This window comes from Pseudarthrobacter sp. IC2-21 (assembly GCF_034048115.1).
GTDB classification, from domain to species: domain Bacteria; phylum Actinomycetota; class Actinomycetes; order Actinomycetales; family Micrococcaceae; genus Arthrobacter; species Arthrobacter naphthalenicus.
Genome location: NZ_CP139145.1, coordinates 764,682 through 778,201, shown reverse-complemented (window position 1 = coordinate 778,201; position 13,520 = coordinate 764,682). Strand labels below are relative to the sequence as shown.

Below are 13,520 nucleotides of genomic sequence, written 5' to 3'. Positions count from 1 at the left end.
GGGTTGGCCACCCGATCCCGGGACAGCCTTGTGCTACCTCTCCATCATCCAACGAAAATGCCCGGAATCTCAAGGGATTCCGGGCATTTACGCAGCCTTTTAAGAGACCGGCTTCACAATAGAGGGGGCCGCGGAGGGCTATCCAACAGCCGGCTGGGCGCCGGGCTTGAAGTAGGCAGCACCCAAGGGCGGCAGCGTCACCGTCAACGTGGCCGGCTGCCCATCGCGCCCCTTCTCCGCGGCGGTCAGTGGGCCGGCGTTGAGAACACCCGATCCGCCGTAGGCCTCGGCGTCGGTATTAAGTACCTCAACCCAGTCCCCTGCGGCGGGAACACCCACCGGGTACCCCACATGGGGGCCGCCGGAGAAGTTGATGGCACAAACCAGCGGATTTCCGTCCTTGTCCCAACGGATAAACGTCAGGACGTTGTGGTCCGCATCCCCACCGTTGATCCACTGGAAACCGCCCGGTTCGTTATCCCGCTCATAGAGGGCCGGCGTCGCGCTGTAAATCTCGTTCAGGTCCTTGGTGAGCAGCTGCATCCCGCGGTGGGCAGGAATGTCGGCGAGGTACCAGTCGAGTCCGTGCTGTTCAGACCATTCGGCTTCCTGGCCGAACTCGGTACCCATGAAGATGAGCTGCTTGCCGGGGTGGGCCCACTGGTACGCGCTGAAGGCGCGCAGGTTGGCCAACTGCTGCCAGCGGTCCCCCGGCATCTTCCGGAGCATGGAACCCTTGCCGTGCACAACCTCATCGTGGCTGATGGGCAGCAGGAAGTTCTCCGTGAATGCGTATACCAGGGAGAACGTCACCGTCCCGTGGTGCCACTTGCGGTTGATCGGGTCCTCGGCAACGTACTTGAGGGAGTCATGCATCCAGCCCATGTTCCATTTCAAGCCAAAGCCCAGGCCGCCATGGCTTGTCGGGGCCGTCACGCCCGGGAAAGCTGTTGACTCCTCGGCGATCATCACCGCACCCGGGTGGGTCTTGTAGACGGTGGCATTGACTTCCTGCAGGAAGGAGATGGCCTCGAGGTTTTCACGGCCACCGAAACGGTTGGGCGACCACTGCCCGTCTTCCCGCGAGTAGTCCAGGTACAGCATGGAAGCCACGGCGTCCACGCGGAGGCCGTCAATGTGGAACTCGTCGAGCCAGTACAGCGCGTTGGCTACCAGGAAGTTCCGCACCTCGGTGCGGCCGAAGTCGAAGATCAGCGTTCCCCAGTCCGGGTGTTCGCCGAGGTTCGGGTCAGCGTGCTCGTACAGCGGCTGGCCATCGAACTGCGCGAGCGCCCAGGCGTCCTTCGGGAAGTGCGCCGGGACCCAGTCCAGGAGCACACCGATGCCGGCCTGGTGCAGGGAGTCCACCAGGAACCGGAATTCGTCCGGGTGGCCAAAGCGCGAGGTCGGCGCAAAGTAGGACGTCACCTGGTAGCCCCAGGAACCGCCGAAGGGGTGTTCTGCCACGGGCATGAACTCCACGTGCGTGAAGCCGAGCCATTTGACGTACTCCACCAGTTCCGTGGCGAGCTCGCGGTAACCGAGGCCGAGCCGCCATGATCCGAGGTGGACTTCGTAGATGCTCATCGGGGAATTGTGCGGGTCCCTCTGGGCCCGTGCCTCCATCCACTCGGCGTCCTTGAATGCGTAGGAGGGCTCCACCACCCTCGAAGCCGTCAGCGGCGGGACTTCGGTGCCGAAGGCCAGAGGATCAGCCTTTTCGACCCAGTTGCCGTGCTTCGTCTTGATCTCAAATTTGTAGCACGCCCCTGCTGGAACGCCGGGAACGAAGACTTCCCAGACCCCTGAGGACCCGAGCGAGCGCAATGAATTTTCGCGGCCGTCCCAGGCGTTGAAGTCGCCCTTGACCCGGACGGCCTGGGCGTTCGGGGCCCAGACGGCGAAGGACACGCCGTCGACGTCTCCCAAGGAGGACTTGTAATGCTGGACGTGGGCACCAAGGACTTCCCACAGCTTTTCGTGCCGGCCCTCGCCGATCAGGTGCAGGTCCACTTCCCCGACGGTGGGCAGGTACCGGTACGGCTCGTCCACGGTCACGGGTTCGGCCCCGGCGTAGGTAACTTCGAGGCGGTAGTCGGGCACGTGGCCGGCCTGGAGCGGTTCCATGACCGCTACCCAGACGCCGTGGGCTTCATGGGTCATGGGAACGGAACCGGCGGCGGTTACCACGTTGACCGATTCCGCCAGGTGCTTGACCGTCCGGACCGTGACGTGGCCATGGTTGTCCAAGTGGGCTCCGAGCACGGAGTGCGGGGCATGGTGCTCGCCGTTGGCGACCTGGCCCAAAGTATCCGGGTCCACGTGAAGCGGCACACTCGGCCTGTCTGTTGGTGCTGAACCTGTCATGTTGATACCTTCCGATGCTGCCCGGGCATGATCGCCGGAGCCTATAACGCTGAGGAGCCGTCTGGACGCATTCGTTGGAATGGCCAGCCAGTCAGGTCTGTTCCGCAATTCGTAAACAACTTCGTAGAGGGCTTTGTCCAGCCACAATGCCACAAAGAGCGGGGAGTCACGGTCGATGGTGCCGGGCGTGACGGCGGCATAGCCCTCGAGGAACGCGTCAGAGCAGTCATCCACCCAGGAGTCGGGAACATTGGCCCCCTGGTACTCCCGTTCAGCCGCGCCGGCCGCGTAGTCGAAGGAACGAAGCATGCCCACAACGTCGCGGAGCGGGACGTCGGGGAAGTTGCGTTCCGAGATGGGCCGGAGGGGCTCGCCTTCAAAATCGAGGATGGCCCAGCGGCCGGGTTCTGTGCCCGGCCCGGGCACCTGCAGGATCTGCCCGAGGTGCAGGTCCCCGTGGATCCGCTGCAGGGGACCGGCCTCCACGCCCTGGAGCGCGTCCAGCAGTGCCTGGAGCTCCTGATCGTAGGGCCCGACGGCGGCAGCGGCTTCCGCCCACGCCTGACGCACCCGCTGGGCTACTCCGGGCGCGGTGACGTGGCCCGGGACAGCTTCAACGGAGGTTCCAAAAGCGGCAGCCAGCCGCTGGTGGACGGTGGCCGTAGCCGTCCCGAGGGCCCGTGCCTCCGCTGTGAAGTCAGCTCCGCTCCGGGCGGCATCCACGGCGAGTCGCCAGGCGTCGCGGCCGCCGGCGAGGAATTCGTGCGCGACGGCCAGTTCGCCACGTGCCGGCCGGGGAGCCTGCAGGGTCGCCCCCGGCAGCTGCCACTCGCCCCGCACCCAGCCCAGCGTGGCGGGAACCTCAGACGTTCCCTCAGCGGTCAGGGCAGCCCCCACCTCGACTTCCGGATTGGTGCCCTCGGAGAGCACCCGGAAGAATTTGACGATTGCCGCGGACTCGCCGTCGTCAACGATCACGGAGCTGTTGGACTGCTCACCGGAAAGGACTTTGACCATGCCGTGCGCCGTGGGAAGGCGGTGGGTCGAGGACGTCCGGTGGCCGGTCGCCTTACCTGCGCGGGAGGCCGACTCCGAGCGGATCAGCTCCAGCCAGGCGGAGACAAAGGAGGGGTCGTGCACGGCGTCGTAAATCCATGCCATGCCCGCCTCCGGGGCCCGGCCCACAACAGCGCCTTCACCGCCGGACAGCGGCGAGTCCCGGAAACTCAAAGGCACCTGGACCACATCCGTGCGCTGTCCGCCGTCGGCTGACCGGGAAGAAACGGCCAGCAGGAAGACCTCCAGACGGGCCTGCCCGGCCGTATCCGCCAGACCCAGGCTGCCCGCCTGCTCCAACGAAAAATCGCCTGACTTGACCGGGAACCAGCGCTGGCGCGGGAGCCATTCCTGCAGGATTGAGCGCAACGCGGCCGTGAGAGTTGGCTGAGTCATATCAGTTCTCGATGGACAGAATAGGCAGCGCCTGCGTCTGCGGTGAAGCCGGATTCGATGCTGCCGAACGCACCCGCAGCCAGAAGAAGTCGTGGCTTCCCAGCGTCAGGGTCAGGGATCCGTCGTCATCGATCCCGGGAAAGGGCTGGCCGCCAAACACATCGCGGAGGCCGCGCCCGGCATACTGCGGAATCCTCAGTTTCGCCGCAACCGGGTGCTGGGAAAGGTTGAACGCGCACAGAATGACTTCACCGGGTTCCCCGGCCGCGTTGTCGTCCCCCAGTTCCCGAAGATAGGACACCACGGCGTCATGGTCGGCTTCGACGTGCTTGAAGCTGCCGAGGCCGAACGCCGGGTGGTTCTTCCGGACGCTCAGGATCTGGCGGGTCCAGCGAAGCAGCGATCCGGAGTGCGCGGCTTCGGCCTCAACGTTCGCCATGCCGTAGTTGTACACCAGCGACTGGATGACCGGCAGGTACAGCTTGCCGGGGTCTGCGTGGGAGAAGCCGGCGTTGCGGTCCGGGTTCCACTGCATCGGCGTGCGGACGGCGTCGCGGTCCTCGAGCCAGATGTTGTCGCCCATGCCGATCTCGTCACCGTAGTACAGGAACGGGCTGCCGGGCAGGGACAGGAGCAGGGCGTTGATCAGTTCGATCTCCGCACGGGAGTTATCCAGCAGGGGCGCCAACCGGCGTCGGATACCGATGTTGGCCCGCATCCGCGGGTCCGGGGCGTACCAGCCCAGCATGGCGGCGCGCTCGTCGGCAGTGACCATCTCCAGGGTCAGCTCATCGTGGTTCCGCAGGAACGTCCCCCATTGGGCCCCTTCGGGAATCTCCGGAGTATCCTGCATCGTCTCGATGATGGGAGCGGCCTTCTGGTCGCGCAGGGCGTAGTAGAGCCGCGGCATGATGGGGAAGTGGAAGGCCATATGGCACTCCGGCTCTTCGGCTGTCCCGAAGTACTCCACCACCTCGTTGGGCGGCTGGTTGGCCTCGGCGATAATGACACGTCCCGGGTAGCTTTCGTCCACCATGGCCCGCAGCTTGCGCAGGAAGTCGTGGGTCGCGGGGAGGTTTTCGCAGTTTGTCCCCTCTTCTTCAAAGAGGTACGGAATCGCGTCGGCCCGGAAGCCGTCAATGCCCTGGTCAAGCCAGAACCGCACGACGTCAAAGAGTGCTTCGATCACCCGCGGGTTTTCGAAGTTCAGATCTGGCTGGTGACTGAAGAAGCGGTGCCAGAAGAACTGGCGCCGGATGGGATCGAAGGTCCAGTTGGACTCCTCCGTGTCCACAAAAATAATGCGGGCATCCTGATACTTCTCGTCAGTATCGCTCCACACGTAGAAATCGCCGAACGGGCCCTCGGGGTCCTTCCGCGATTCCTGGAACCACGGGTGCTGGTCCGATGTGTGGTTCAGGGGCAGGTCGATGATGACGCGCACACCGCGGGCATGGGCTTCGGCAACCAGCCGTTTGAAGTCGCTGATGGTCCCGAACTCGTCCAGCACGGAGTTGTAGTCCGAGATGTCGTAGCCGCCGTCCCGCAAGGGAGACTGGAAGAACGGCGGCAGCCAGAGGCAGTCCACCCCGAGCCACTGCAGGTAGTCCAGCCGGTCAATGAGGCCCGAAAAATCGCCTGAGCCGTCCCCGTTGGCATCCGCAAACGCCCTGACAAGCACTTCGTAGAACACGGCCTTCCGGTACCACAGAGGATCGTGGGCCAGGCCCGGGGCGTTTAGTTCAAACGTGCTTCTGGGGGTGAAATGCTGGCTGGAACTCTGCGGGTTAAAACTCACTGATGCGCTCTCCTGACGCTAAGGATGTGTGCGGGTTCGACGTGCGCGTCCAGGCGGACGTAGTTGTATTCGCCCCACTCCCAGGTTTCGCCGGTGATGAGGTCCTCCACCCGGAACCCGCCGTTATGGGTCAGGTCCTCGGGGTCAAGTTCCAGGGCGGCGAGATCCAGCGAGACCGTACTCTCCCGGGTACCGTGCGGATCCACGTTGACCACCACGATGATGGTGTCCTTGGTGCCATCCGGCAGGTTCTTGTGCTTGGAGTAGACCACTGTGGCGTCATCGGTGCTTTGGTGGACGGTCAGGTTCTGCAGGTCCTGGAGCGCCGGATGCGCGTGCCTGATGCTGTTGAGCCTGGTCAGGTACGGCGCGAGCGTACGGCCGGATTCCGCAGCCGCATCCCAGTCGCGGGCCTTGTACTCGAACTTTTCATTGTCGATGTACTCCTCCGCACCGGGGCGCGCCACGTGCTCATAAAGTTCGTAGCCGGCGTAAACCCCCCACAGAGGGCTGGCGGTGGAAGCCAGTGCCGCACGGATCTTGAACGCGGCCGGACCGCCGAACTGGAGGTATTCGGTGAGGATGTCCGGGGTGTTGACGAAGAAGTTGGGCCGGAAATACGCTGCCGACTCGTGGCTGACCTCGGTGAAGTAGGTCTCCAGTTCCGTCTTGGTGTTCCGCCAGGTGAAGTAGGTGTAGGACTGCTGGAATCCTGCCCGGCCCAGGGCGTGCATCATCGCGGGGCGTGTGAATGCCTCCGCCAGGAACACCACGCCGGGTGTCTTTTTGTTGACCTGGGCGATGAGCCACTCCCAGAACCACACCGGTTTGGTGTGCGGGTTGTCCACCCGGAAGATCCGGACGCCGTGGCTGACCCACAACTGAACAATGCGCAGGATCTCCTTGGCGAGCCCCTCGGGATCATTGTCGAAGTTGAGCGGGAAAATGTCCTGGTACTTCTTGGGCGGGTTCTCCGCGTAGGCGATGCTGCCGTCCACCCGCGTGGTGAACCATTCCGGGTGCGATTCAACCCACGGATGGTCCGGGGCGGCCTGCAGGGCAAGGTCGAGGGCGACCTCGAGGCCCAGTTCATTGGCGCGGGCCACAAATGCGTCGAAGTCCTCGAAGCTGCCCAGGTCCGGGTGGATGGCGTCATGGCCGCCCTCTTTGGCGCCGATGGCCCAGGGCGAGCCGGGATCGTGCGGGCCTGCGATGAGCGTGTTGTTCGGCCCCTTGCGGTGCTGGATGCCGATCGGGTGGATCGGCGGCATGTAGATGACGTCGAAGCCCATGGCCGCCACCGCGTCGAGCCGCTTGGCTGCCGTCCGGAAGTTTCCCGAGGTCCAGGCCCCGGTGGTGTGGTCCCGCACAGCACCTTCGGAGCGGGGGAAGAATTCGTACCAGGCCCCGCGGCCGGCAAGGTCCCGCTCAACGAGCAGCGGGAACTGCTGGGAGGCGGTGACCAGTTCCCGGATCGGCTGGCGGTCCACGACGGCGGCCACATCGGCACTGAAACCGCCCGCGAGGCGCTCCTCGGCCGTCAGGGAGGCGTTGCCCAGGATCGAAGCAGCCATGCGCAGGGTGCGCCGGTCCGATGCGTTGCGGGAGACGTCGTCGGCCGCGTCTGCGAGGAGTGCCTCGCCTTCGGCGAGCATCAGTTCTACGTCGATGCCCGCGGCCACTTTGACTTCGGCGTTGTGGTGCCAGGTGCCATAGCGGTCGTGCCAGGCCTCAATGAAGAACGTCCAGTTTCCAACGGCCGACGGCGTGAGCACGCCCTCCCAGCGATCGGTGCCGAGGCCGCGTTCCCCCCTGGGCGGCGCCAGCCGGATGCGCTGGCGTTCCTTTCCGCGCGGGTCCAGGAGGACTGCGCTGACGCCGAGTTGGTCATGCCCTTCCCGGAATGCGGTGGCACCGACAACGATTCCTTCGCCCGGCAGAGCTTTGGCAGGGTACTTTCCACCCTCAACCACAGGCTCTACGGCGGTGATCGGAAAACGGCCGAACGTGAGGCCGTCGGTGATTTTGCCTTTCGGCTTTTTCTTGGAGGCGGCGGTGGTTCCTAGGTTAGTCGTCACATGCTCGACGTTAGCGAGAAATGGGCGAGATAGCTAAGCCTGCGTGGTTTTTTATCGCGGCGATTCGTCTTATCCATGGCGTCAACTGTCATTTACCTAAAAGAAGGCCAAAGCAGTTCCAGCTGTTGAGGTTGTCGGTTAGTGTGGCGCAGGTGAAGGCTATCCGCAGATTTACCGTCAGAACCGTCCTCCCCGAACCGATCCGGCCGCTGGTCCGGCTCGCGACCAACCTGCGTTGGTCCTGGCACCGGCCCACGCGGGAACTTTTCGCCAGCCTGAACCCGCGGAAATGGGAGGAAAGCGAGCAGGATCCGGTCAGCTTCCTGGGCCGGGTCAGCCGCGAGGAGTTCCAGGCCCTGGCCGCGGACCAGTCCGTGGTGGAACGCGTGCGGGCCGCCGCTGAGGACCTTGACCGCTACCTTGACGAGCCTCGCTGGTACCAGGGACTCGGTGCCGACGCGCCCGCCGCGATTGCCTATTTTTCGCCTGAATTTGGTATCACCGAGGTCCTGCCGCAGTACTCCGGCGGCCTGGGCATCCTGGCCGGCGACCACCTCAAGGCGGCATCCGACCTCGGCGTGCCCCTCATCGGCGTTGGGCTCCTCTACCAGGCCGGCTATTTCAAGCAGTCGCTGTCCCGTGATGCCTGGCAGCAGGAAACCTATCCTGTGCTCGATCCGGACGGCCTGCCCCTGACCCTGCTGCGCGAGCCCTCTCCCGACGGCAACGGCCGGCCGCTCCAGATCACCCTGCCGCTGCCCAACGGCAGGCGGCTCCTGGCACACATCTGGCGTGCCGACGTCGGACGTGTTCCGTTGCTGCTGCTGGATTCCAACGTGCCAGGCAATGACGACGCCGCACGCGGGGTGACCGATCGGCTTTACGGCGGAGGCGGGGACCACCGGCTGCAGCAGGAACTCCTGCTGGGCATGGGCGGCGTGAAGGCGCTGCGCGCTTACCAGCGGCTCACGGGAACACCCGCCCCTGAGGTGTTCCACACCAATGAAGGCCATGCCGGTTTCCTCGGGATCGAACGGATCCAGGAGCTCATGTCTGGGGACGCGGCCCTGACGTTCGACGAGGCGCTTGCCGCCGGCCGGGCGTCCACGGTCTTCACCACCCACACCCCCGTTCCCGCCGGGATCGACCGCTTTGAGATCGCCCAGATCCAGCACTTCTTCCAAGCCGGGCTGGCGCCTGCCGTGCCCGTGGACAGGATCCTGGAGCTCGGCCGCGAAAACTACGCCAACGGCAACCCGGCAGTCTTCAACATGGCGGTCATGGGGCTCCGCCTGGCCCAGCGGGCCAACGGTGTGGCAAAACTGCACGGCGAGGTGTCCCGCGGGATGTTCTCGGCGCTGTGGCCGGGTTTCGACCACTCCGAGGTGCCCATCACCTCCGTCACCAACGGCGTCCACGTGCCCACGTGGGTTGACAGCCGCATCTCCCAGCTGGCCCGGAAACAGTTCGGCCCGGAGGCCGAAAGCCAGGGACGCTGGGACCTGGCCTACAACGTTCCCGACGCCGACGTGTGGGCGCTCCGCCGGGAAATGCGCTCCGCCTTGGTGGATGATGTCCGCCGCCGTCTCCGGGCCGCCTGGAAGAAACGCGGCGCCGCTGACGCTGAACTGCGCTGGACGGACAGCGTGCTGGACCCCGACGTGCTGACGATCGGCTTCGCGCGCCGCGTCCCCACTTACAAACGGCTCACCCTGATGCTGCGTGAGCCGGACCGGCTCAAGGCACTGCTGCTGCACCCGGAGCACCCCATCCAGCTGGTCATCGCGGGAAAGTCCCACCCCGCGGATGACGCCGGCAAGAAGATGATCCAGGACCTGGTGCGGTTCACCGACGACCCCGAAGTCCGCCACCGGATTGCGTTCCTCCCCAATTACGACATCGCCATGGCCAGGACACTGTTCCCGGGCTGCGACGTCTGGCTGAACAACCCGCTGCGCCCCCTGGAAGCCTGCGGCACCTCGGGCATGAAGGCGGCCATCAACGGTTCGCTGAACCTCTCGGTGATGGATGGCTGGTGGGATGAGATGTACGACGGCGAAAACGGCTGGGCGATCCCCACCGCCAACAATGACGCGTCCCCGGAGGAGCGCGACGACATTGAGGCTGCCGCGCTGTACGAGCTCCTGGAGACCCAGGTGGCGCCCCGCTTCTACGGCAGCACCGTGTCCGACAGCGCAGGCGCCGCAGGCCCGTCCAGCAGCAGCACCGAGAAGGTCCCCACGCACTGGGTGTCCATGATCAAGCACACCCTGACTCACCTGGGCCCGGCAGTGTCGGCAGACAGGATGCTGCACGACTATGTCAACATCCTGTACCGCCCGGCTGCCGAGGCCGGACGCAAGGCAGTGGCGGACTCCTATGCGCAGGCACGCTCGCTGGCAGCCTGGACCGCCCAGGTGCGCGCAGCCTGGCCGATGCTGCACGTGGAGCATGTCGACTCCGTGGGCGTTTCTGAGGACCCGCAGATCGGTGACACCCTGCAGGTGAACGCGTATGTTGCGTTGACCACCCTGACACCGGACGATGTCTCCGTGGAGGTCGCCTACGGACGCGCCGAGGAAAGCGACAACCTGACCGATGTGACCATGATGGAGCTGCAGCCCAAGGAAGACCTGGGCGGCGGCCGCCACCTGTTCAGCGGCTCCCTGGTGATCGATCGCTCCGGACCGTTTGGTTACACGGTCCGCGTCCTGCCCCGGCATGAGGCGTTGGCGTCGAAGGCCGAGCTGGGGCTGATCGTCAACGCCTAGTACCTAAAGAAGGACGGCGGTGACCCTCAGGTCATTACCGGCGTAGCTTTCGGCATCCTGAAGGATCTCGCAGATGATCCCGAAGGAACGGTCGCCGCGGAATGCCGCGGCGACCTGCCAGAGGAGGGTGACCGGGGCGTTGCCGTTCTCGCTGATGCTGTCCGCAAAGTCGTGGAGTGAATCGTTCAGCGCGTCCAGGTTCACTCCGTAGTGCTCGGGGAAGCCCAGCACCTCACCGAAAGTTTCCAGCACCGCCCGTTTGCTGTCCGCGGCAGGGACCCGCAGGCATCGGCGACCGGCGTCGGCCACCTGCTCCTGCAGTTCTTCCATGGTCCACGTATCGGCGGAATAGATCTTCATAACGGGGTTCAGCTGCCTTCTGCGATGAATTTGAACGAGTCGTAGTGGTCCTGCGTGTAGTACTTTTCTCCCCCGCCGCCCGCAATGATCCGGCGGGCTCCGCGGTCCGGTGCTCCCGGGGTGGGAACGGTGTATTCGCGGTAGTAGCCCGAAGCCTTGCGCGGGAGGATTCGCTCAAAGTTGCCGAAAGTCTGGTCATCCTGGCTGTACGGGTACGGGCCGCCCTTGCGGATCAGCGCGAGGGTCCTGCGGGCCTCGGCCGGGAGCGCGGACTCGCTGATCGCCGGCAGGCCCGAAGGGTTGGCGGGGACCGCCGCGGACCTCGAACCTTCAGCAGGGCCAGGTACGGGAGGCTCCGAACCAGAGGTTGCGCCAGAGCTTGCCGCCGGCGTCGGGCTTCCCGTCAGGGAGTCAAAGAGCCCTGTGCCGCCCAGGGCGAACAGTGCAATGGCCACCAGTCCAGTCAGCACCAGGGCAACGGCAGAGCGGTTGCGCATTCTTGTCCCCTCCGCAGCTACGTGCGGTAGATGTTGATCGAGTTTGCCTCAATGAGGTCGGTCTCCCCGGATGCCACGCGGACGCCCTGGCGGATCTCGTGCAGTGGCGAGGTGGTGAGCCGCAGTTCGAACATCCGGCGGGGCGTGCCGTCGTCGTTGGTCACTTCCGGGAGGGTGATCTTGACGTCGGAAGTGCTGCCGTTGACCACCACGAGGCCTGCCAGGGTGCCGTCGTCAGAGCCCAGCAGGAGCTGCATGACCCGGTGGCGGGGATCGTTCCACCGCTCCATGGACATCGGCTGGCCGGCGTGGTCGAACCAGTGAAGGTAGGACTGCTCGTCCCGGGCCGGGAAATCGTGCGGCTGGCCGGCCAGGAACTCCTTGCGCAGCCGGATAAAACGTTTGGTGCTGCGGAGCATCTCATGGGATTCCGGCGTGCGCGTCCAGTCGATCCACGTCAGGGGGTTGTCCTGGCAGTAGGCATTGTTGTTTCCCTGCTGGGTGCGCGCCAGTTCGTCGCCGGCAGTGATCATGGGAACGCCAAGGGAAATCAGCATCGAAGCCATGAGGTTGCGCCGGGACTGGGCCCGCTGGGCCAGGATCGCTTCGTCTTCGGTGGGGCCTTCGAAACCGTGATTGTAGCTGCGGTTGTCCCCGTGGCCGTCCCGGTTCTGCTCGCCGTTATCCTCGTTGTGCTTGCGGTCGAAGGAGACCAGATCGTGAAGGGTGAAGCCGTCGTGGGAGGTAACGAAGTTGAGGGAGGCCAGCCTGGAACGGCCCGAGGCTTCAAACAGCCCGGCCGAGCCGGACAGGGCATCAGCCAGCCGGGCGACGGAGCCGCCCTGACCGCCGGACTCGATGGCTGCCCGGTCAGCGAGCCAGAAACTACGGACCCCGTCGCGGAAGTGATCGTTCCAGTCAACCCAGCCGGCAGGGAACCGGCCGGTCTGCCAACCGCCGTAGCCCACGTCCCATGGTTCGGAAATAAGTTTCACATCCGACAACACCGGATCAGCCGCGACGGCCACCAGGAACGGGTGGTGGGGATCAAATTCGTTGTCTGCATTCCGGCACAGTGTCACGGCGAGGTCAAAGCGGAAACCATCGATGTGAAACTCGTCCACCCAGTACCGGAGGGAATCCAGGACCAGCTGGACAACCCGGGGGTGGCCAAAATTCAAGCTGTTCCCGCAACCGGTCGTGTCCAGGTATTTGCCGTGGCCATCGGTTCGGTAATACGTTTTCTCGCCAAGCCCGCGGAAGCTGATGGTCGGCCCGTCGGGGCCGCCCTCGGCAGTGTGGTTATAGACCACGTCAAGGATCACTTCCAGCCCGGCCGCGTGGAGCAGCTTGACCATGCCCTTGAATTCGTCCTGGACCGCCTGCGGGCCGGCTTCCTGGGCAGATTTGGTGGCATAGCCCGGGTGCGGCGCGAAGAACGCAGCGGTGTTGTACCCCCAGTAGTTGGTCAGCCCCAGGTCCTGCAGATGCATCTCATCGAGGTGGAAGTGCACCGGGAGCAGTTGAATCGAGGTGATGCCCAGGCTCTTGAAGTGTTCGATGATGGCAGGGTGGGCCATGCCTGCATACGTTCCGCGCAGTTCCTCGGGAACATCGGGGTGCAGCATGGTCTGGCCACGCACGTGCGCCTCGTAGACGATGGTGTTCCGCCAGTGCAGCCTGGGCCGCTGATCGGCTCCCCAGTCAAAATCGGCAGCCATCCGCACACTCGCCAGGAATCCCTCGTGCTGATCCACGGCGCGGCCGTAAGGATCGAGCAGCAGCGGCTGCCCGGCGTCGTCGTCCAGGTCCAGCATGGGAAAGGACAGCGGCAACGCCTCGGAAGTGGGGGCCGCACGGAACCCGTAGCGCGAGCCGTAAGGAAAGTCCTCCACAATGCCGTGGTGGACGCCGTGGGTGACGTTGGGAAGGAGCTGCCTGCGCCACGCAATGCCCGGGGCTTTGTAGACAATCTCGAGGTTTTCAACTCCCGGCGCATAGACAGCAACATTGGCGCTGGACGGCAGCGCACTGTCCGGACCGACCCCGGGGCGCGGCACAGTAACACCGAGTGGATGAGCCGAAGAGGCATCCATGGTGGAAGCAGTGTCAAAAAGCGGCATAACCATCACGTCAATGGTAGCGGCCAGTGCCGTTTCAGCTGCATTGATGTGTTTGTGTCAGCGGCCGCCCACCG

General features: G+C 64.8%; 7 protein-coding genes. 1 reads left to right on the top strand and 6 read right to left on the bottom strand.

Translation table 11 applies throughout. The features are described from left to right. Positions 1 to 138: 138 nt before the first annotated feature. Genes SBP01_RS03650 through SBP01_RS03640 form a run of 3 tightly spaced genes read right to left on the bottom strand, consistent with a single transcriptional unit; the run spans position 139 to position 7,695 of the window. Entirely contained in the window at positions 139 to 3,819 is a 3,681-nt protein-coding gene (locus tag SBP01_RS03650; protein ID WP_320537513.1) for a 1,4-alpha-glucan branching enzyme, read from the bottom strand. 1 nt (position 3,820) lies between these two features. Further along, positions 3,821 to 5,617 (bottom strand): maltose alpha-D-glucosyltransferase, encoded by a 1,797-nt coding sequence (gene treS, locus SBP01_RS03645; protein ID WP_275216428.1) that lies wholly within the window; start codon positions 5,615 to 5,617, stop codon positions 3,821 to 3,823. Next, positions 5,614 to 7,695, bottom strand: a complete 2,082-nt coding sequence (locus SBP01_RS03640) for an alpha-1,4-glucan--maltose-1-phosphate maltosyltransferase (protein ID WP_320537512.1) — start codon at positions 7,693 to 7,695, stop codon at positions 5,614 to 5,616. The genes treS and SBP01_RS03640 overlap by 4 nt, the downstream gene beginning before the upstream one ends. A 152-nt stretch (positions 7,696 to 7,847) precedes the next feature. Between SBP01_RS03640 and glgP the strand changes: the two genes are divergently transcribed. Beyond that, complete coding sequence (glgP, locus tag SBP01_RS03635) at positions 7,848 to 10,466, top strand: alpha-glucan family phosphorylase (protein ID WP_320537511.1); 2,619 nt, start codon at positions 7,848 to 7,850, stop codon at positions 10,464 to 10,466. A 3-nt stretch (positions 10,467 to 10,469) separates the two neighbouring features. Here glgP and SBP01_RS03630 read toward each other — a convergent pair whose 3' ends face one another. Genes SBP01_RS03630 through glgX form a run of 3 tightly spaced genes read right to left on the bottom strand, consistent with a single transcriptional unit; the run spans position 10,470 to position 13,452 of the window. Then, the gene (locus SBP01_RS03630) at positions 10,470 to 10,826 is read right to left on the bottom strand and encodes a barstar family protein (RefSeq protein ID WP_275216433.1); all 357 of its coding nucleotides are present in this window, start codon (positions 10,824 to 10,826) and stop codon (positions 10,470 to 10,472) included. Positions 10,827 to 10,834: 8 nt separating this feature from the next. Then, positions 10,835 to 11,323 (bottom strand): ribonuclease domain-containing protein, encoded by a 489-nt coding sequence (locus tag SBP01_RS03625; RefSeq protein WP_275216434.1) that lies wholly within the window; start codon positions 11,321 to 11,323, stop codon positions 10,835 to 10,837. 17 nt (positions 11,324 to 11,340) lie between these two features. After that, entirely contained in the window at positions 11,341 to 13,452 is a 2,112-nt protein-coding gene (gene glgX, locus SBP01_RS03620) for a glycogen debranching protein GlgX (RefSeq protein ID WP_320537510.1), read from the bottom strand. Positions 13,453 to 13,520: the final 68 nt, after the last annotated feature.

Bases quoted from the DNA above. Each gene is read 5' to 3' on its own strand.
- SBP01_RS03650 (WP_320537513.1), bottom strand. From the start codon at position 3,819: ATGACTCAGCCAACTCTCACGGCCGCGTTGCGCTCAATCCTGCAGGAA.
- SBP01_RS03630 (WP_275216433.1), bottom strand. From the start codon at position 10,826: ATGAAGATCTATTCCGCCGATACGTGGACCATGGAAGAACTGCAGGAG.
- SBP01_RS03625 (WP_275216434.1), bottom strand. From the start codon at position 11,323: ATGCGCAACCGCTCTGCCGTTGCCCTGGTGCTGACTGGACTGGTGGCC.
- glgX (WP_320537510.1), bottom strand. From the start codon at position 13,452: ATGGTTATGCCGCTTTTTGACACTGCTTCCACCATGGATGCCTCTTCG.